12 protein-coding genes are annotated in these 21,091 nt (G+C 46.6%); 9 read left to right on the plus strand and 3 right to left on the minus strand.

From position 1 onward, the window contains the following. Window positions 1-194 precede the first annotated feature (194 nt). From WG89_RS22340 to WG89_RS22380, 9 genes are all read left to right on the plus strand, one after another. On the plus strand, window positions 195-1,997 hold the full coding sequence (locus tag WG89_RS22340; protein ID WP_062269925.1) for an extracellular solute-binding protein: 1,803 nt from the start codon (window positions 195-197) through the stop codon (window positions 1,995-1,997). Window position 1,998: 1 nt separating this feature from the next. Further along, window positions 1,999-4,146 carry a tetratricopeptide repeat protein gene (locus WG89_RS22345; RefSeq protein ID WP_062269926.1) on the plus strand — a complete coding sequence of 716 codons (2,148 nt, stop codon included), beginning with the start codon at window positions 1,999-2,001 and terminating at the stop codon, window positions 4,144-4,146. Window positions 4,147-4,396: 250 nt separating this feature from the next. Then, window positions 4,397-6,376, plus strand: coding sequence for an extracellular solute-binding protein (locus WG89_RS22350; protein ID WP_172806894.1), 1,980 nt, complete (start codon window positions 4,397-4,399; stop codon window positions 6,374-6,376). 118 nt (window positions 6,377-6,494) lie between these two features. Then, window positions 6,495-7,583, plus strand: a complete 1,089-nt coding sequence (locus WG89_RS22355) for a microcin C ABC transporter permease YejB (protein WP_062269928.1) — start codon at window positions 6,495-6,497, stop codon at window positions 7,581-7,583. A 1-nt stretch (window position 7,584) separates the two neighbouring features. Next, window positions 7,585-8,637, plus strand: a complete 1,053-nt coding sequence (locus WG89_RS22360) for an ABC transporter permease (protein WP_245662959.1) — start codon at window positions 7,585-7,587, stop codon at window positions 8,635-8,637. A gap of 2 nt (window positions 8,638-8,639) precedes the next feature. Next, a complete protein-coding gene (locus WG89_RS22365) occupies window positions 8,640-10,235 on the plus strand; it encodes an ABC transporter ATP-binding protein (RefSeq protein ID WP_062269929.1) in 1,596 nt (531 codons plus the stop codon). A gap of 128 nt (window positions 10,236-10,363) precedes the next feature. After that, window positions 10,364-12,286 carry a PrkA family serine protein kinase gene (locus tag WG89_RS22370; protein ID WP_062269930.1) on the plus strand — a complete coding sequence of 641 codons (1,923 nt, stop codon included), beginning with the start codon at window positions 10,364-10,366 and terminating at the stop codon, window positions 12,284-12,286. 17 nt (window positions 12,287-12,303) lie between these two features. After that, entirely contained in the window at window positions 12,304-13,575 is a 1,272-nt protein-coding gene (locus WG89_RS22375) for a YeaH/YhbH family protein (protein WP_062269984.1), read from the plus strand. A gap of 2 nt (window positions 13,576-13,577) precedes the next feature. Further along, window positions 13,578-15,086 (plus strand): SpoVR family protein, encoded by a 1,509-nt coding sequence (locus WG89_RS22380; RefSeq protein ID WP_062269931.1) that lies wholly within the window; start codon window positions 13,578-13,580, stop codon window positions 15,084-15,086. A gap of 59 nt (window positions 15,087-15,145) precedes the next feature. Here the strand turns inward: WG89_RS22380 and WG89_RS22385 are convergent, their stop codons facing one another. The 3 genes from WG89_RS22385 to WG89_RS22395 all read right to left on the minus strand — a co-directional run bounded on the left by WG89_RS22385 (window position 15,146) and on the right by WG89_RS22395 (window position 21,016). Further along, a complete protein-coding gene (locus tag WG89_RS22385; RefSeq protein WP_245662961.1) occupies window positions 15,146-16,528 on the minus strand; it encodes a glyceraldehyde-3-phosphate dehydrogenase in 1,383 nt (460 codons plus the stop codon). A gap of 310 nt (window positions 16,529-16,838) precedes the next feature. Beyond that, entirely contained in the window at window positions 16,839-19,787 is a 2,949-nt protein-coding gene (locus tag WG89_RS22390) for a hypothetical protein (RefSeq protein ID WP_153301759.1), read from the minus strand. Window positions 19,788-19,840: 53 nt separating this feature from the next. Then, the gene (locus WG89_RS22395; protein ID WP_062269934.1) at window positions 19,841-21,016 is read right to left on the minus strand and encodes a hypothetical protein; all 1,176 of its coding nucleotides are present in this window, start codon (window positions 21,014-21,016) and stop codon (window positions 19,841-19,843) included. Window positions 21,017-21,091 lie beyond the last annotated feature (75 nt).

Genomic DNA, 21,091 nt, shown 5'->3' on the forward strand with positions numbered 1-21,091 from the left:
TTGCTCCAGATCAACTTTTACTGATGATTAAAGATATTAATGATTTTCTTTGTCATGAATTGTTCATAATTCAAACAACTGAGTAAGATAAATCGTGTTATTGAGTGATAAAAGCTTGAAATGTGCACTCCTCACCCAAGAATCCTGACAATCAGTCGATGTAAATGGCATTCGATAAGATCAGGCACTGAACAATGCTCGGCAAGACATTTCTTCTCTGGACAATGCTCTTTGCTTTGGGATCACATAAAGGCTGGACTCAGGACACTATTCGCTCCCATGCCCTGAGCATCCATGATGCCCCAAAATACACGGAAGGTTTCAGTCATTTTGACTATGCCAACCCGGATGCTCCCAAAGGAGGGATGCTACGAAAAGCTGCAACAGGCACATTTGACACCTTTAACACGTTTGCTCCCAAAGGAAACTGGGCCGATGGCAGTTATTTCTTATATGACACATTGATGGCAAGAGCCGGAGATGAACCCTACAGCGTTTATGGCCTCATTGCTGAGAGCATTGAGTACCCGAAAAATTTCTCATGGGTCATTTATCATCTAAACCCGGATGCGGAATTTCATGATGGTGAAAGAATAAAACCATCCGATGTCGTATACACATTTAATGAATTGCAACAAAATGGTCCTCCCCATTACCGCCATCTTTACTCCGACGTTTCATCCGTTACAGCGCTCAACCAATATTCTGTAAAGTTCACATTTTCAAGCCCACCCAGTAAAAGCCTGGTCCTTAGATTGTCGCAACTGAGAGTATTACCCGCTCATTTCTGGCAGAGGGAAGAAAACGATTTAACTCAGGCTGACCTGAAACCACCGCTATCTAGTGGTCCCTATAAAATCAAAGAGTTAGAAGCAGGACGTTATGTAACTTATGAGCGCGTGAAACACTATTGGGCGGTGAATTTACCCGTCAATAAGGGGCGCCATAATTTTGATCTTGTTCGCACGGATTATTATCGGGATGAATCGGTTGCCTTGGAAGCTTTCAAGCAAGGCAGTTATGATTTGCGCGTGGATGGTAACCCGAAAAATTGGGCCCAGGGCTATAAAGGAAAAGCGCTAAGTCAGGGTGAAATCATCCAGGAAAAAATTCCGAATAAAACTCTGGGTATGAGAGCCTATGTTTTCAACCTCAGAAAGCCTCTCTTCAATGACCGCCGTGTCCGCAAGGCTATCAGTCAGGCACAGGACTTCAACTGGATCAATAAACATCTGTTCTTTGGTATCTACGAACAAGCCTACAGCCTGTTTTCCAACTCTGAACTGGCAGCAACAGGGCTTCCTTCTGAAAAAGAAATAAAGCTGTTATCACCCTGGAAAAGTGAACTCCCGGAAGCAGTCTTTAACCAGGCTTATGAGCCCGTAAAAACCAATGGCACCGGAGATTGGAGAGCAAACAGGGTCAAGGCTCTGAAACTGTTATTACAGGCAGGCTGGAAACTTGAAAATGGCGTACTTAAGGAAGAAAAGACCGGCAAACCCATGGTTTTCGAGATCCTTCTTTCCCAGCCTGAGTTTGAACGTTTTGTCCTGCCTTTTGCCAATAATCTGTCCATGCTCGGGATCAAAGTGAAAGTCACCACCATTGACACCTCACAGTACATAAACCGTTTGAGGAAGTTTGACTTTGACATGGTGATCCATGGTTTTTATCCAAGTATTGCCCCCGGGACCGAACTCAAGAATTTTTGGGGAAGTGCCAGTGGCAAGAGTCATGCTGGTAAAAACATTTCGGGAATTTCGCTACCTGTCCTGGATACTCTGGTAGAAAAAGCCATTGCAGCACAAAGCCGGGATGAATTAATAATGATCTGCCGGGCCATTGACCGGGTAGTACTTTGGCAATACGCGGTCATTCCACAATGGTACCTCCCGTATTGGCCCATGATTTATCGAAAGGGACTGGCTCATCCAGACAAGGCTCCTCCTTATGAAAACGGCTTATCCACCTGGTGGAAAGTAGCTCAGGAGCCTTAACATGGATGGCCCATCACCACCGGATCGACCTGTACAGACTGACCCTTCAAAAGGCAGTTCTTCAGGGAAAAAGAAGAGGAAAAAAAAGAAAGAACAGTCTGACAACCCGGTTGCAGCTCCTCCTACAGATATGCCCGGAAGGCTTTCTCTAAGCCAGAGACAGAAAGTAGTACTTGAAAAACAATTACATGCCGGAAAGAAGCTTCCAGCAAAGATGGAGACAAAGATAGAACTGAGGACGAGAGCCCCGGCAAGAACCCTTGAAGAATCAGATGACTACTATAAAACCTCGCTAAGGCAAGGTCTCACACTGCTAAAATCGCCCGACAGATTACCTGAAGCTCATTATCTTCTGGCTACCAGTTATTACGGCATGGGAAAGTACAAGTTGGCAGTCCAGAACGCCAGAGAATTACTTGCCAAGCTACCTGAAGATCATTACTTGAGAACCAGTGCTTTTATCATTATGGGGAGAAGCCAGTTAAGTCTCCAAAGACGCTTTGATGAATTTATAGTTAGCTGCTTTCAAAAAGCCTGGGAGGCGGACCACCCAGATGCTGCAAAGTATCTCGTGCTGGCAAGAAGCGGTTTACTGGGCAGTATCAGCCTTCTCAAATGGTGTAACCCTGAGGAAGGCGTTCGAATTCTCGAGCAATACAAAGATAAAAAGTGCCGCTTTGAAGATAAGCAGGCAAAAATGAGAACCCAGACCAGAAGTCTATCGGATGATGACCCTATGAAGCAGGTTTGTCTCCAAATGCTGGCTACAGAAGGCAGAAATGTTGCTGACGCAGCCCCCATAGCACTTACCTACTTTACAGGCGGATTATGTGACTATATGGATGAAGGGGCCACTGAACATTCAACCTCAAAGATTGAACCCTATTTAAAGACTCAAGATCCCCAATCCACCGCAGCTGTGATCTATCTGTATGTCCAGTATTTGAAAACGGGGAATCCAAAAGTCCGAACACGTTTACTTTCAGAAATAGAAAAAAGCCCACAACCTACCGCCAGACTGTTTTGTGCCAGAGCAATGGCTGCAATGGATCCCGTAAAACATCATGATGCCATCGTAGCTCATCTTGATAACATCTACTGCAAGATGACAATACAAGGTTATGAAAATCTCTGTGAGTTCTATATTGCCAGACAGCAACCCGAAAGAGCCATTGAACAACTGACTGAAGGCGAAGCACACCTGCAGGCATTTCTTGATAAGAAGCGACCGTTATATGCTCATGTTCTGGGTCAGCAGTCAAAGCATTCATTTACGGACGGCAAACAAGGAGAAGCCCAGGAACTGGAGTTTGAAGAGCTGGCTGCCGTGAGCAGACACCTGGATCACTGGCATACTAAAAAAGCGTTGCTACTGGATACATTCAAACCGCCTTCCCCAACTCAGGTCGATAAAGAATTACTGGAATCACAATCTGATTCAACGACGGATACATCCACTGCATCAGGAAGTAACAGTGATGACGAGAGTTCAGACGAGAGTACTCCAACACCACAAACCCCTGATTCAACTCAAACAACCAGAGATACATCTGAAAAAGAAGACGTTACAGCCACCTCTGATAAGCCAGTTCTGTCTCCCTCAGCCATGCAGAGGCAAATCAATGAAGCCATGAATTTGATACATTATCAGGCTGAATTTGATCAGGCCCGAGAGCTACTGAGTGAATTACAACCTCCCAAACACACAGTAATCTGGTACCGGCTTCAGCAAGCCAAAGCCTGGTTACTTCTCGAATCATCAAGCCATTACGATTACCTCTCATCTAAATTGGAACCCGGAGAAACGACTGCACAACGGGGTAAGAGATATCTAAAACTGGCTGAGAAAAAAGTCCGACACCTACTCCATAAAATTGAATCTGATATTTCAAAAAGCCTGCCAGAATCAGAGCAACTATCCTCAGCGGCAAGCTTCAGCCAATCAATAGACGAGGCAATACAATATGCCCAGCATCTGAGAAGCCAGGGTCATGAAGCGCTCTTGCGCCAGTACGGAGGTTTATTCTCTATGTTGGGCCATATTCACAAGGCTTATAGAGACAACCCTCTAACCCGACCTGACCACGATATCAGTGTTGGCATTCATTACTACAAAATCGCCAATAGAATTCGGGGCCGTGCTCTATGACCCAGTCATTAAAACTGGGGGTTATTGACTGTGGCCAACGGACTTGTATCGAATAACTTGCCTATCTCCTTCCAGTAGTGTTTTGAACAGATTTTGTAAATGCCTTGCCTGCCTGGCTCCTGGAGTGTTTAAAATATTGTCAGGAATCGAAATAACTCCCCAAGAAGTAATACCTGTAGTCAAGGGGCCGACTATAGTTATAGAGGCAATAGTTATAACAATGCGATCCAGGCGAACCATGAATCATACAATGATGATAAAGAATTCGTTGAAGACAACGTTTTCCCCTGCCCTCCCTATTGCGACTCTTTTTCTCTCACTGACAATCACGCCTGTATCTGTCATTGCGGAAGACGCAATTAACAAGACGCCTTCCCTGTCACTTCATGGTGACACGAAATATTCGAAGGGCTTCAAACACTTTGATTACGTAAACCCTGACGCATCCAAGGGTGGAAGCCTTCGGATGGCTGGCATGGGTACCTTTGACAGCCTGAACCCCTATATTGAGAAAGGTACTCCGGCCTCTGGTATCGGTTTGATTTATGACACACTGATGACCAGCAGCGCCGACGAACCCTTTTCCATGTATGCGTTGGTAGCCCAGTATGCTGAGCCAGCCATTGATAACAGTGGGATTACTTTTCACCTGAATCCCGCTGCCCGCTTTCATGATGGTCAACCGATCACAGCACAAGATGTAGTCTTCAGTTTTGAAACACTCAGGGATAAAGGCTCTCCATTCTACAAGGCTTATTATGGCGATATCGCCAAGGCTGAAGCACTTTCAAAGCGCAGTGTCCGTTTTGTATTCAAGGATAACCGAAACCCTGAGCTGCCCCTGATTATTTCCCAGCTACCGGTCCTTCCCAAACATTTCTGGGAGCAGGAAACAAATAATTTTGAGCTGGCCAACCTGAACAAGCCACTGGGCAGCGGTCCTTATAAAGTTCGATCTGCAGAACCGGGACGAAGTGTTGTTTATGAACGGGTTGAAGATTACTGGGGTAAAGATCTACCGGTTAATAAGGGTCGCTATAACTTTGATACCCGTCGTTATGATTATTACCGGGATAGCAATGTCTCGCTTCAGGCGTTGAAAGCGGGCGAGTACGATATTCGATATGAAAATATAGCCCGCAACTGGGCAACGGCCTATGACACACCTGCCGTAACCAAAGGTAACCTTGTTCTTGAAGCGATTCCAACGAAGGCGCCACAGGGTATGCAAGGTTTCGCCTTCAATCTCCGTCGGGACCTGTTCAAGGATGTTAATGTCCGCAGAGCACTGAATTATGCCATGGACTTTGAATGGCTAAATAAAAACCTGTTTTACAACAGCTATACCCGAACCCAAAGTTACTTTGCCAATTCAGATATGGAAGCCACTGGTATTCCTCAAGGAAAAGAGCTTGCCTATCTGGAACCATACCGCGATCAGCTACCGGATAAGCTCTTCACTGAACCTCATAAACTTCCGGTCACAGATGGCAGTGGCAGAATCCGAAACCAGCTGAATGAAGCCCTCGCCCTGATGGAACAGGCAGACTGGAAACTGGAAAGTGGATCATTAAGAAAAAACGGGAAGCCATTCGAATTTGAGATACTTCTCTATGACTCTTCCATGGAAAAGGTAGCCCTGCCCCTTAAAAAGAACCTTGAAGCTATGGGGGTTAAGGCCACCATCCGAATCGTTGATATCTCCCAGTACATCAATCGCATTCGAAGCTTTGATTACGACATGCTGGTCACTCGCTTTCCACAATCCAGTTCTCCCGGCAACGAGCAGAGAGATTTCTGGGGTAGCGAATCAGCAGACCTTCCCGGTAGCCGCAACATGATGGGCATCAAGAACCCTGTTATTGATGGCCTGATAAAGAATGTCATCAATGCAGAGTCCAGGGCCGATCTGGTAGCCGCCGTTAAAGCCCTCGACCGGGTACTGCTCTGGAATGAATACATGATTCCTCAGTGGTATCTGTCCAGTAACCGTGTTGCTTACTGGAAGCCACTTAACCATCCTCTAAGCAAACCTGATCAGCAACCGCTCTACCAGTTTGATCTCGATAGTTGGTGGAAAGAGCCTGATAACACCAAAGCCACGGGGCCAGCCGCCGATAGCACAGACAAGGAAGAAGCCGAGAAAGGTATGCCTCTCTGGCCTGCCGGAATCTTGCTGGCGATCCTGATCCTGGGCTGGTTCATTCGTCAGTCCAAACGTCAGAAATAATATTTTCCCATGTGAAAAAGATCACATGATTCAGGGAAGCGTTCTCTCAGTTTCACTCCTCGGAGTGAAACCTTAATTTCATTGCTCAGGCTGTATAGCCGTTGGAAATGATCCGACCATGAAGAGCTATATTTTGCGCCGGCTGGCGCTGATGATTCCCACTCTGTTCGGTATTCTATTACTGAACTTTGTCATTATTCAGGCTGCACCGGGTGGCCCGGTTGAACAGATGATTGCCAAGCTGGAAGGCTTTGAAATCAACGCAATCAGTCGTATTGGCGGTTCAAGCAGTGCAGAAATACAACAATTCAGCATGGATGAATCCGGAGAATACCGTGGCCGACGGGGACTGGACCCTGAACTGATCAAAGATATAGAGAAACTCTATGGTTTTGATAAGCCTGCCCATGAACGTTTCTTTCAAATGGTTAGCAACTATGTTCAGTTCGAGTTTGGTGATTCCTTTTTCAGGGATGCCAAAGTCATAGATCTGATCAAGGAAAAGCTGCCCGTTTCTATCTCCCTGGGATTATGGAGCACTCTGCTGATCTACCTGATCTCAATTCCCATGGGTATCCGTAAAGCACTGAAACACGGCAGTCAGTTTGATGTCTGGACCAGTGCCGTGATTACCACCGGCTATGCTATTCCCAGCTTTCTGTTAGCCATTCTTCTGATTGTCCTGTTTGCCGGCGGCAGTTACTGGAACATTTTCCCCCTGAGAGGGTTAACCTCTGAGAACTTTGATCAGTTCAGTATGCTGGGTAAATTAGCCGATTATGCATGGCATATGGTGTTACCTGTGTTCTGTATTGTCATCGGTGGATTTGCCACCCTGACCATGCTCACCAAAAACTCATTTCTGGACGAGATTCACAGACAATACGTTCAAACGGCCAGGGCAAAAGGGCTGGATGACAATCAGGTGTTGTATGGTCACGTGTTCAGAAACGCCATGTTATTGGTGATTTCAGGCTTTCCCGCCGCCCTGATCGGGATTCTCTTTACCAATTCTCTTTTGATAGAAATCATTTTCTCTCTCGATGGTCTTGGCCTGCTCGGTTATGAAGCGGCTATCAATCGAGATTACCCCGTAGTGTTTGGTTCACTCTTTATCTTCACCCTCATTGGCATGGTGGTAAAACTGCTGGGCGACCTGACTTACATGCTGGTTGATCCACGCATTGATTTTGAGGCGAGAGGGTGACATGGATACGAATCAGACGATGAAACCTTCCCGTTTGAGCCCTCTCAACCAGCGTCGCTGGAAAAACTTCAAGAGCAACCGCAGAGGCTTTTATGCGCTGTGGATTTTCGGTTTTCTGTTTTTTACAACCTTATTTGCCGAATTGATAGCCAACGACAAACCTCTGCTGGTCTATTTCAAAGGTGAGCTCTATACCCCTGTCTTCCATACCTATCCGGAAACCACCTTTGACGGTGAGTTTGAACTGGAGATGGACTACCGACAGGAATATGCCCGAGAGTTGATTGACCCCTATGGCTGGATGCTATGGCCACCCGTTCATTACAGTTATGACACCATTAACTACGCCAGAGTAGCGCCTGCCCCCCCTACTCTGGAAAACCTGCTAGGCACCGATGATCAGGGTCGAGATGTTCTGGCCAGGGTTATTTACGGTTTCAGAATTTCAGTTCTGTTCGGCCTGATTCTCACACTCTTCAGTTCACTGGTTGGCGTCGGAGTGGGCGCCATGCAGGGATTCTATGGCGGAAGAATCGATCTCTTTGGACAACGATTTATTGAAGTCTGGTCCGGTATGCCCAGTCTCTATCTATTAATTATCCTTTCCAGCTTTGTGGAGCCCGGCTTTTGGTGGCTGCTTGGCATCATGTTGTTGTTTTCATGGATGGCCCTGGTGGATGTAGTCAGGGCAGAGTTTCTAAGAGGACGAAACCTCGAGTACGTGCGTGCAGCCAGAGCTTTAGGTATGACCGATGGACGATTGATGTTCCGACATATTCTACCCAACGCCATGATTGCCACTGTAACCTTTATGCCCTTTATCCTGACCGGTGCCATTACCACCCTGACTTCACTGGATTTTCTCGGTTTTGGATTACCTGCCGGATCACCTTCACTGGGAGAATTAATTGCCCAGGGCAAGAACAATCTTCAGGCACCCTGGCTGGGTATTACCGCCTTCCTGGTTATGTCCATCATGCTGACACTTCTGGTGTTTATCGGAGAAGCCACCCGTGACGCTCTTGATCCACGCAAATACGTAACAGGTCAATAACAATGGCTACTTCTCTACTCGAAATACAAGATCTTGAAGTCGTCTTTAACCAGGGCGACAGCAGCAATCATGCTGTTAAAAAAGTAAGCTTCCAATTAAACGCCGGTGAAACACTGGGACTGGTAGGTGAGTCCGGTTCAGGGAAATCCATTTCAGCACTGAGTATTCTGCAACTGCTGCCTGAAAACGCCCAGCATCAAGGGCGGATAATGTTCGAGGGCAATAACCTTCTGGATGCTTCCGTTAAGCAGATCCGTCAAGTTCGCGGCAATCAGATCGGTATGATCTTCCAGGAACCCATGACCGCACTGAACCCTCTTCACACCATTGAAAAACAAATCTGTGAAGTCTTGGCCCTGCATTTGGGGATGCGACCACAGCAAGCCAGCCACCGGGCTCTGGAATTATTGGAACTGGTTGGTATTCAGGAGCCTGCAAAAAAACTTTCTGCCTATCCCCATGAGTTGTCCGGAGGACAAAGGCAAAGAGCGATGATTGCCATGGCTCTGGCTTGTGAGCCCAAAATACTGATTGCTGATGAACCCACCACTGCACTGGATGTCACAGTTCAACGACAGATCCTGTCTCTGCTGGCTGAATTACAGAAGAAACTCGGTATGGCCATTTTGTTCATCAGCCATGACCTGAATCTGATTCGTCACGTCTCACATCGTATCTGTGTCATGAAAGATGGTGAACTCGTTGAATCAGGGCAAACAGAAGACGTATTCAGCCAACCCAAACACCCCTACACGATTGAACTGTTAAACGCGGAACCTTCCGGTGCTCCTGAGGAGATAGCCCGATCAGAGCATAAAATCATCGAAGGCCGGGATATCAGGGTCTGGTTCCCGGTCAAGGCCGGCTTTTTCCGCAAAACGGTTGACCATATCAAAGCAGTGACTGATCTTTCCATTGCCGTTGCTGAAGGAGAAACCCTCGGCATTGTAGGTGAGTCTGGCTCAGGTAAAACGACGCTGGGTATGGCTCTGCTGAAGCTTCAGGATTCAGAGGGTGAAATTTATTTTGAAGGCGACGCCCTCCATACAATGTCTCAAAAACAGTGTCGCCCTTATCGACGACAGATGCAGGTTGTTTTTCAGGACCCTTATGGCAGTCTCAGCCCAAGAATGACCATTGCCGACATTATTGGTGAGGGGTTAGATATTCATGAGCTAGCCACCAACAGTGACCGTGATGGTCTGATCATTAAAGCGATGGAAGAAGTAGGCTTGAATCCGCTATGGCGCCACCGATATCCTCACGAATTTTCCGGTGGCCAACGGCAAAGAATCGCCATAGCCCGGGCATTGGTTCTCAAACCCAAGCTGATTATTCTTGATGAACCTACATCAGCCCTTGATCGTACTGTTCAGTCTCAGGTGATCGAGCTGATGCGAAATCTGCAGAAGAAATACAATCTCAGCTATATCTTTATCAGCCATGATCTGGCCGTCGTTAAAGCCATGAGTCATCGTATTCTGGTCATGAAAGACGGTGAAGTTGTTGAACAGGGCTCAACCGATAAGATTTTTCACCAACCTCAAACCGCTTACACCCGTGAGCTGCTTGAAGCAGCCTTCGAGAGCCACCAGTAATAATTGACCTTCCCGGACATCCGGGAAGGTTTTTCCTGACCCATTTCAATGCATTTCCAGTTACTTATTCTCGCCCTTTTCAACTATCTTCACTTCACCTGCAGACGAATCCCGTCGGAGTGAGCAGCATGTCCCTGTTTGAACATTACCAGCAAAGATATGACTCAACCCAGGAAGAAGAGATGAGCCTTCAGGCTTTCCTGGATCTGTGCAAGAAAGAACCCAGCTGTTATGCCAGCGCCGCTGAGCGCATTCTTGAAGCGATAGGCGAGCCTGAAATTGTTGATACCTCACGAGACCCGAGACTGAGTCGTATATTTTCCAACAAACTGATCAAAAGATACCCGGCATTTGACGAGTTCTATGGCATGGAAGAAGCCATTGAGCAGATTGTTTCCTACTTTCAATACGCTGCCCAGGGACTGGAAGAAAAGAAACAGATCCTCTATCTGCTGGGGCCGGTGGGCGGCGGTAAGTCGTCGCTGGCAGAAAAGCTTAAAGAACTGGTTGAAAAAGTACCCTTCTATGCCATCAAAGGGTCCCCTGTCTTTGAATCCCCTCTGGGGCTTTTTAATCCTGAGAAAGACGGTGAACTGATTCTAAAGGAATACGGCATTCCTGGCCGCTGCCTGCGATACATCATGTCCCCCTGGGCGGTTAAACGACTGCAGGAATACAATGGCGACATTACTCAGTTCAAGGTGGTTAAGCTGTACCCGAACCGTCTTAAACAGATTGGCGTGGCCAAAACAGAACCCGGTGACGAAAATAATCAGGATATCTCCAGTCTGGTCGGCAAGGTCGATATACGACAGTTGGAAGAATACTCCCAGGATGATCCCGATGCCTACAGCTTCTCTGGGGCACTTTGTCGCGCCAACCAGGGTATCATGGAATTTGTCGAGATGTTCAAGGCACCCATCAAAGTCTTGCATCCTCTGCTGACCGCTACTCAGGAAGGTAACTACAACAGTACGGAAGGATTGGGCTCCATCCCCTATGAAGGCATTATTCTGGCTCACTCCAATGAGTCCGAATGGCAGGCTTTCAGAAACAACAAAACCAATGAGGCCTTTATTGATCGGGTCAATATCATCAAGGTGCCCTACTGCACCCGAATGAGTGAAGAAATCCGGATTTATGAAAAGCTTCTGGAGCACAGTTCTCTGTATCATTCGCCCTGTGCCCCCGATACCCTGAGAATGCTGGCCCAGTTCAGTGTTCTTTCAAGAATCGTTGAACCAGAAAACTCCTCCATCTATTCAAAAATGCGGGTTTATGACGGTGAAAACCTCAAGGATACAGACCCCAATGCCAAATCCATGCAAGAGTACAAGAATTTAGCAGGTGTCGATGAAGGTATGGAAGGACTTTCTACTCGTTTTGCCTTCAAGATTTTGTCAAAAGTCTTCAACTTTGATCCAACGGAGATCGCCGCCAACCCTGTTCACCTGCTCTATGTCCTGGAACAGCAAATTGAGCAGCAACAGTTCCCTGAAGAACAGGAAGAACGCTACATCGGCTTTATCAAGGCGTATCTGACCCCTCGATACGTTGAATTTCTGGGGAAAGAAATCCAGACAGCCTATCTCGAGTCCTACTCCGAATACGGTCAGAACATTTTTGATCGCTACATTACCTACGCTGACTTCTGGATTCAGGATCAGGAGTTCAGAGATCCTGATACCGGACAAATTCTTAATCGAAGTGCGTTGAATGAAGAGCTGGAAAAAATCGAGAAACCGGCGGGCATTGCCAATCCGAAAGACTTCCGAAATGAAGTGGTCAACTTTGTACTCAGAGCCAGAGCTGACCTGCAGGGTAAAAACCCCAGCTGGCTCAGTTATGAGAAAATGAGAGCCGTGATTGAGAAGAAAATGTTCTCCAATACCGAAGACCTGCTGCCCGTAATCTCATTCAATGCCAAGGCTTCCCATGACGACCAGAAGAAACACGCCGACTTTGTAGATCGCATGGTCCAGCATGGTTACACCGAAAAGCAGGTCAGGTTGCTCTCTGAATGGTACATCAGGGTCAGAAAATCCCAGTAGTCCAGCAAGGGAACGCCATGAGTATCATTATTGATCGACGCCTTAACAGCGGCAAAAAGAGTACGGTCAACCGTCAACGTTTTCTGCGACGGTACAAGAACACCATCAAAGAGTCTGTTCAGGAGCAGATCAACAACCGCTCGATTACCGATATGGAACACGGTACGGACATCACTATTCCCAGAAAGGATGTCTCAGAACCGGTTTTTCATCATGGAGATGACGGTCAAAGACAGCGCGTTCACCCGGGTAACAAAGAGTTCCATTCCGGAGATCGATTCAAGCGACCTGAGGGAGGAGAGGGTCAGGGGTCAGGTGAAGGCGAAGCCAGTAACCAGGGCTCCGGCATTGATGACTTTGTCTTCCAGATCAATCGGGATGAGTTTCTCCAGTATCTTTTTGAAGATCTGGAGCTTCCTAACCTGATCAAAAAAGAGCTGATGAACTCTACAGAATACTCCCTCAAAAGAGCGGGATTCACTACAGCGGGTTCACCAGACAGACTCAATGTCATACGTTCACTGAGAGCGGCACATGCCAGAAGGATTGCCCTTTCCGGCAAGGAGCGATTAGCTATCCGGGAACTCAAGCGTGAACTCAGAGAGCTGGAGGTTCAACCGGATCAGGATAACAAGGAGAAAGAAGAACAGCTGCGTGTGCAGATTGCCGAGTTAAATAAAAAGCTCCGCCGGTTACCGTTTATTGACGACTTTGATCTGCGATTCAATAGCCTCGTCAAAGTGCCTCAACCCTCCAGTAAAGCCGTTATGATTTGCGTCATGGATGTATCCGGCTCCATGACCCGTGAAATCAAGGATATTGCCAAGCGATTCTTTCTCCTGTTGTACCTGTTTCTGGAAAGAAACTATGAAGCCACTGAAGTCGTTTTCATCCGGCATCATACTGAAGCCAGAGAGTGCAATGAACACGACTTTTTCTACGCCAGAGAAACAGGCGGCACCATTGTCTCTTCCGCACTGGTGCTTGCCAGTCAGATCATTCAAGATCGTTACCCCCCTTCAAAATGGAATGTGTACATTGCCCAGGCTTCCGACGGTGATAACTGGGACAGTGATAACAAACTGTGTCATGACGCAATAACCCAGAAGATTCTGCCTCTGGTTCAGTACTTTGCTTATGTTGAAATTGCCAATCGGCATCAGAATCTGTGGCACACCTACAAAGACATTGAAAAAAACTACAGTGAACAGTTTTCGCAGCAACAGATTCATGATCAGAGCGGCATCTACCCGGTCTTCCGGCGTCTTTTTGAAAAGAAAGTGGAATAATCATGACTCGCCAGTACCTTTCAACCGGCTCCGAATGGACCTTTGAGTTACTCGATACCTATGACAGGGCCATTGGCCAGCTGGCAGAAAAATTTGAATTGGATACTTACCCCAATCAGATTGAAGTCATCAACTCGGAACAGATGATTGATGCATATGCTTCTGTGGGCATGCCTCTGATGTATCACCATTGGAGTTTTGGTAAAAAATTTCTGACCAACCAGCAAAGCTACCAACGTGGCCGTATGGGTCTGGCCTATGAAATCGTCATCAACTCAAACCCCTGTATCGCCTACCTGATGGAGGAAAATACCATGACGATGCAGGCACTGGTGATTGCTCATGCCTGCTATGGCCATAACTCTTTTTTCAAGGGCAACTATCTGTTTCGCCAGTGGACCAATGCAGACTCCATTGTCGATTATTTACTGTTTGCCAGAAATTACATCTATCAGTGCGAAGAGAAATACGGTGTGGATGCCGTCGAAGAACTGCTTGATGCCTGTCACGCACTGATGAACCAGGGCGTCAATCGATACATGCGCCCTTCCGCAATTTCAGCAGAAATGGAGAAGAACCAGGCACGGGAAAGAGAAGAATATATCCAGAGAAACATTAATGATCTCTGGCGGACCGTTCCAACCCGAAAGGAAGATCCGGCCAAAGTCAGAAAGCGATTCCCAGCCGAGCCGGAAGAAAACATTCTCTACTTTGTTGAAAAAAACGCACCGCTTTTAAAAACCTGGCAACGGGAACTGATCCGAATTGTCCGGAAAATAGCCCAGTATTTCTATCCTCAGCGTCAGACACAGGTTATGAATGAAGGTTGGGCAAGCTTCTGGCATTTCACCCTCATGCATCAACTCTACCGCGAAGGTCTGATTAACGAGGGTTATATCCTTGAGTTCCTCCACTCACACAGCAGTGTCGTGTTCCAGCCCGATTTTGATGATCCACGCTATTCAGGCATTAATCCTTACACACTGGGTTTCAATATATTCAGGGATATTCGCCGGATTTGTGAACACCCGACCCAAGAAGACAAAGTCTGGTTTCCGGATATAGCAGGCAGTGACTGGCTCAAAACCCTTCATCACGCCATGGCTCAGTACAAGGATGAAAGTTTCATTCTGCAGTTTCTTTCACCCAAAGTAATGCGTGATATGAGGCTGTTCTGCATTGATGACGACGACCGACAATCCTTCCTTGAAGTCAGCGCGATTCATGATGAAACTGGCTACCGGGCTTTAAGGGAGTCTCTCTCCAACCAATACAATCTGGGAAACCTTGAACCCAACATTCAGGTCTATGATGTTGATGTCAGGGGGGATCGCTCTCTGACTCTGATTCATACCATGCATAAAGGGCAGAATCTTCACTCCGATACAGCCATGGAAATTCTCAAACATCTGCATTTGTTGTGGGGATTTGATGTGAAACTGAATTCAGTGAATTCAAAAGGCGAGATAGAGCACAGTTACTGTACGTCAGAAACAAAATCAGTAGCTTGAAAAAGGAAAAGCCCTCAGAAATTAGCTGAGGGCTTCAGAAGAGACGAAAAGTTCTTCTTTTACTGAACAGGCAGAGTGTTGTGATGGTTGCCAGTCATGTGCTGCAGGATACGATTTACCTGGCAGCTGTAACCGAACTCATTATCGTACCAGACGTACAGTACACAGCGGTTGCCATCAACGATAGTTGCCTGACTGTCGACGATACCGGCATTGCGATTGCCTACGAAGTCACTGGATACCACTTCCAGAGAGTTTACGTAGTCAATCTGCTTCTTCAGATCTGAGTACAGAGCCATATCACGGAGGTATGCGTTCAGTTCTTCAACTGTTGTGTCCTTGGACAGGTTCAGGTTAAGAATGGCCATGGAAACATTCGGCGTTGGAACACGAATCGCGTTACCCGTCAGCTTGCCTTTCAGTTGCGGCAGTGCTTTTGAAACGGCCTTGGCAGCGCCGGTTTCGGTAATAACCATGTTCAGCGCAGCACTACGCCCACGACGGGAACCTTTGTGATAGTTATCAATCAGGTTCTGGTCATTGGTGTAGGAATGGACTGTTTCAACATGACCGTTTTCAACACCGAACTTGTCACAGATTGCTTTCAGTACCGGGGTAATAGCATTAGTGGTACAGGAAGCGGCAGAAATAATCTGGTCTTCGTCGTTAATAATGTCGTGGTTAACACCAAATACGACATTCTTCAGATCGCCCTTGCCAGGAGCTGTCAGCAGAACTCTGGAGGAACCTTTGGACTGCAGGTGCAGGCTCAGACCTTCCTGATCACGCCATACACCTGTGTTATCAACGATGATGGCATCATTAATACCGTAATCGGTATAATCTATGGAATCCGGAGAGTTGGCATAGATAAACTGAATAGCTACACCGTTGGCATAAATGATGTTGCTTTCTTCATCAACGGTAATGGTGCCATTGAAAGAACCGTGCACAGAATCACGTCTCAGCAGGCTGGCACGCTTTTGCAGATCATTCTCAGCCTTACCTTTACGCACTACGACAGCTCTCAGGTTCAGACCAGAACCACCTGCTCTTTCAACCAGGATGCGAGCCATCAGACGACCGATACGACCAAAGCCATACAGAACAACGTCTTTTTCTTCGTCGGCATGGCCATTCTTGCCATCCACCAGCTCGGAAACCTGACCACGAACGTACTCTTCCAGAGACTGATTTCCGCCGTCTTTTTCGTAGCCTGAAGCCAGCTTACCGATATCAATACGACCAGGGGCCAGATTCAGTTTGCTGAGCAATTCGATCACAGGAAAAGTTTCACGCACACACAGTGCAGAACCTTCTACCTGACGTACATATTTGTGAGACTTGAGGATATCAATCACGGAACGATTGATGATTGAACGACCATAGATCGAGGTGATGACATTATTTTCCCGATACAAGCGGCCGATCAGAGGAATCATGGATTCGGCTAAGGCTTCTCGTTCTTTCCAGTCCTGAAAATGGTCTTTTCCCACGGTTCCAATCCTGTATTTTTATGCGCTCAAGGCTGTTAATTAGCTCAAGGCTGTTTACTTCTGGTAGACTGCCGTCTGTAGCACGACGGTACCCAAGACGACAAATGTCTGTGGCTGGTCTGCCCTTCGGCTTCAGGGGTATTATCCAGAGTTCAGCCCCACTTGGCAACAAAGTACAACAAACATTAACATCAACTTCTCCGACCAACATGACAAAAGCCATTTAACCTTTTGTTTTTTCAGTCTTTAAAGCTCGTTAATGTTTGGTAACTCGTGGTGAAAAATCATCCAAAACCAGTCCAATTCTCTTTTTCTCTCCGCTGTAATCGACTGCCAGAGTGACTCTGCGTTTCTTCATTGCACTTTTAAGCAAACGATTCACTGCAAACCTTCTGATGGCCCCGGCTTTTTTGAGACGTACAATGGGGTTTCCCAGTTCCACACCACGCTTTGTCTTGGGCACCATAACTTCCAGATCTGCCGATGACCCCATTAGAAATTTCCAAAACCAGGATAATTTGCCAAACAACTGATCAAGATTAGTTTTAAGCTCGAAGACTGCTTTTGCTGTATTGTCAGTATCAAGAATAAAGCTGGGGTTATCGCTGAGACCCTCTGCAGATCTGAGTTCTTCAACAGTCAGGGCTTCCATAACTTCAGTTGTGACATGAACAGCCTCTTCTTCAAACAAGGTTGCTGTTTCATCAACACGAACTTCCGGCTCTTTCTCAATAGGAGCCTTTACTGTTGAGGCAATACTTTCATGCTCTTGAAGCGTTATTTCCGATACCTTAACCGGCTCAACCAGTACTTCTGAAGGCTCATCCAATAAGGTTTCAATGGACACCAATTCTTCTACTACTGAAACCTCACTGATGGGTAACGTCTCCACATGGGTTGTTTCCAATTCAGAGTCACTGTCAAAGTCACTCACTACTCCTGAATCCCCGCTGGATGAAGACACAGACAACGCATCCTCTTCAGGTTCGAGAACAATTTCCGATGTGTCTGGAGCTCGTTGCTCACCTTGAACGCCAAGCACACTCATGGCCAGAAAATGCATCAGTTTCCTGAACTCTAGTGTTTCAGGCTTGAACAGTTTTCCTATGACTTCTTCAAAACTACCTGCTTTAACCTCTCCCCCTAACAGCTGGGTCGAGGTTTTGGCCAGTTCTTCCGGATCAACCTCATAGCTCTCACTGCAATACTCTTCACCATCACGAACCAGCATGACGTCACCAAAATTAAGCTGTAACAGTTCATCAATCCTGGGATCTTTTCCTTTTGTTGTGGCAGCTGATCTGGCTTTTGTCTGATCTTCGGCAGGCCACAAATCACTAAGCATTGCACTGAGTTTTTGCACTCTGCGAACATCCAATGGAAAATCCAGCTTGAGCGTGTCCCTGATAAATGTTCCAAGAGGAGACATCACTCTTATCTGCCCTCCCTTTAATGAGACCGGGAAGACGCGACTGTCTCCAGAAACATCATTTTCAAACAACAATCGTCCCTTCATCTCTGGTATCGAGATGGTTAAATTCCCGGACTCATCAAGCTCAACACCGGTAATAGCGGCCTCCATTCCTTCTACATCAAGATGAGCAAAACGGCCTATGGGGATTCTTTGCATGGGGCATTTTAAAACGACAGGGTCAGCTTCAGTGGCATGGCTTTCTGCATCCCTCAGAGTCAGGAAAGCATTAGCAAGGTTGGTATAGCCTTCGACCCATTCATTTCGGTCACTTTTTCGCCACTTATCATTAACCGCGATGAGACTTTTGTAGATTTTATTAACTTCATCATTTTCATTCTGTTTTGTAGAAGCTAACTGTTTTTCCTGCTTTAGCTCCTCCAGTGTTTTGATCAGTTCTGCCTTCAAAGCAGAATGACTGTCATCACTGCTAACATGCGCAATGTCATCCTCTAGCTGATGAATAACTTCCTCAAATCTACCGATCTGATTTCTACGTTTTTCAGCTTCAAAAGTCAGGGTGGCACTCTGGGTACTCATCCTTGTTTGCAACTGATCATCAGCCATACCTTTAAAACTGCTCACCACAGGATTGAGCAACTCCAGGATAATATTCACGCCCTGACGACTGAGAATACTGTTCACCTGTTGTGTTTCTTCATCATCGATATTCAGTGCCGACACTTCAAAGTCGATGTAATCCTGCATTTCCGGCTTCTTGCCATTGAGATCCTGAATGACTTTTTTTGCTCTTTTATCAAACTCCTCTGTCATGCCTTGAACTCGAAACGGCAGCTTTAACAGTGAGCACTTCATTAATTGATCCACCAGCTCCGCCAATGGCTCTTTAATGACCACTTTCATGCCGCCATTAAGTCTTACCGGGCCAGTAACATCACCATTTTTGTTCAAAGCGGTGCAACGACCACTGCATTCAGCGATATGCAGTGTCACTGTTCCGTCTTCATTTCTGTGAAATGTCTCTATGGCTACCCCTAAATCCTGCACTGAAACCTCATAGTGATCCTGATCTGCCATTTTCAGGTCACCCAACTTCATAAGTCGTACTTTTTCTGAAGCCTTTTCTGAAGGGTCACTTTGATAGACCTGTCTCAGACCACCAATAAACTTGGCACCCGCATACGCAGCAGCTTCAGTTAACTGCCTTGTTTGATCCGTTTTGTGATTAAACTGCTCCAGATCCTTTTGCAAAAGCTGCTGTCGTGTTGTAGACCACGAATCCCGCGCTTCTAGCTCGGCAATCTCCCTGTTCAATCCGATGGATGCTTTTAAGGCTGTCTGATAATTTTGCATCTGTTTTGCAGACATAGCCCCAAGAGAAACTCTGAGTCTGACAAGTTGCGAATTAACTTTTGTCAGCTCTTTTCTGGCGGCATTGAGTCTTTTTGAATCTCTGGACTGACCTGCCTTTGAATCTTCAAGATTCTTTTTGATCAGTTTTCTGGTTTTCTTGGATGACGAGTCCATCCCCATTAATGCCAGGGGTGTCAAAACATTGGCTATGGTACTGACAGAACCACCAGACAATGACTTTGGCGTAATACCTCGTTGCTTAAGGGTTTGAAAAGTTGTTTCTGGAGGCGTATGAGTCAGCTGTTTTTCAAGGTCCTGCTGTTCACTGACCTGCCTGAGGTTGTGACTGCCCTGCTTCCTGATCGACTCAGTTAATGATGACGTTACTTGTCCTGATTGACCTGTCGGTTCCGTCTGCATGGGAATTATTTTTTTAGTGGGTCTTGCTATTAACTATAGGAAAGAGAACAGCGTCAGGCTTCACTCCCAGGCAGATAACCGGGCAAGAATGATTCGAGAAGCTTCATTAAATTTTCTGCACCTTCTCCATCCGGATTCATCACCTCCCCATTGACTTCCATTGATGAAACACCCATTTCCTTAACACCCAGCACCTCGACCGTTCTATCCAATGAACCGGCTTCGTTCATCAATTTCTCTTCATATTCTTTAGAGAGGGCCATCATCTTTCCAGGCAATTTATGGAAGCCACAAGTCATCATTTCACTGATCTGTTCACTCAGAGGGGGGTTAACGGTCAGCCGAACACCACTGAGTTTGACTGAACCCAGAGGCTTATCGCCAATAACGACATCACTGGCTGAGCATTCGTCCAATGCCAAAGTCAAACTGCCATCCGAGTTTTTAGCAAAATCACTGATCACCACTTTCATATCTTTTGCAGAGAGCTCAGTATGACCATTGGCAGACATTTTGAGATCGCCCAGATCCAGCTCAAAATCTCGACCCGCGCTACCATGATCACGGGTTTCCTGATAGACCTTTCTTAACCCCCCCAATAGCTTGGAGCCTGCTGTAATACCCGAGCGCAATGATTCAGCGTATTCCTGCTGAAGATCAGCCTCCATTTCAGCCTTGCCCAAAGCCTCTTTCATACTGGCCAGACCTTGCTCAACCTGAGGCTTTTTGACCCTTAAACCGTCGAGCTGCTCCTTTTTTGATGCTACTTTGGCCTGCATCTCGCTGTATTCCTGCATCCTTGCAGGGCTCATATCCCTCTTGTCCGTTCTGACCTTCTCCAGTTTCTTTTCCAGCTTGAGGATATCTCGTTCAAGTGACGCCGTTTTCTTGTTAATACCACTAAGTTCTTTCTGTAATCCCGAATGCTCACTTTTTATCTTCTTGAGATGTCGCTGACTGGAGAAAGTCATCCCTTTCTCAACCAGAGGGGCTGCGACCTTGGAAACCGTGGAAATAACGCCCTTATTGCTGATTTTTACCCGTTCAGCTTTACGGCTCAATATTGAAGTATCAGAGGGGCCTTCAGGGTTTTGAAAACCGGATACCCTGTTAGGCTCAGAATGTCTGGCCTGAACTTTACGAAGATTATGAGAACCCTCCTGCTGAGTTGCAGCAGGTTGGAAGACGGTAGAACCCTGGCCAGCCTGGCCGGTCGATTGAATGGGCATTTATTGAATCAAAATAGCTATTCCTAATAACACTATATGACATTCAATATAAACAGGCTGAAGGACAGCCTATGC

The sequence above is a fragment of the Endozoicomonas arenosclerae genome (assembly GCF_001562015.1).
Taxonomy (GTDB): Bacteria; Pseudomonadota; Gammaproteobacteria; order Pseudomonadales; family Endozoicomonadaceae; genus Endozoicomonas_A; species Endozoicomonas_A arenosclerae.

Coding starts and splice junctions, on each gene's coding strand:
- WG89_RS22370 (WP_062269930.1), top strand. CDS start 10,364: ATGTCCCTGTTTGAACATTACCAGCAAAGATATGACTCAACCCAGGAA.
- WG89_RS22350 (WP_172806894.1), top strand. CDS start 4,397: ATGATGATAAAGAATTCGTTGAAGACAACGTTTTCCCCTGCCCTCCCT.
- WG89_RS22375 (WP_062269984.1), top strand. CDS start 12,304: ATGAGTATCATTATTGATCGACGCCTTAACAGCGGCAAAAAGAGTACG.
- WG89_RS22395 (WP_062269934.1), bottom strand. CDS start 21,016: ATGCCCATTCAATCGACCGGCCAGGCTGGCCAGGGTTCTACCGTCTTC.
- WG89_RS22365 (WP_062269929.1), top strand. CDS start 8,640: ATGGCTACTTCTCTACTCGAAATACAAGATCTTGAAGTCGTCTTTAAC.
- WG89_RS22355 (WP_062269928.1), top strand. CDS start 6,495: ATGAAGAGCTATATTTTGCGCCGGCTGGCGCTGATGATTCCCACTCTG.
- WG89_RS22360 (WP_245662959.1), top strand. CDS start 7,585: ATGGATACGAATCAGACGATGAAACCTTCCCGTTTGAGCCCTCTCAAC.
- WG89_RS22345 (WP_062269926.1), top strand. CDS start 1,999: ATGGATGGCCCATCACCACCGGATCGACCTGTACAGACTGACCCTTCA.
- WG89_RS22340 (WP_062269925.1), top strand. CDS start 195: ATGCTCGGCAAGACATTTCTTCTCTGGACAATGCTCTTTGCTTTGGGA.
- WG89_RS22380 (WP_062269931.1), top strand. CDS start 13,578: ATGACTCGCCAGTACCTTTCAACCGGCTCCGAATGGACCTTTGAGTTA.
- WG89_RS22385 (WP_245662961.1), bottom strand. CDS start 16,528: ATGATTCCTCTGATCGGCCGCTTGTATCGGGAAAATAATGTCATCACC.
- WG89_RS22390 (WP_153301759.1), bottom strand. CDS start 19,787: ATGCAGACGGAACCGACAGGTCAATCAGGACAAGTAACGTCATCATTA.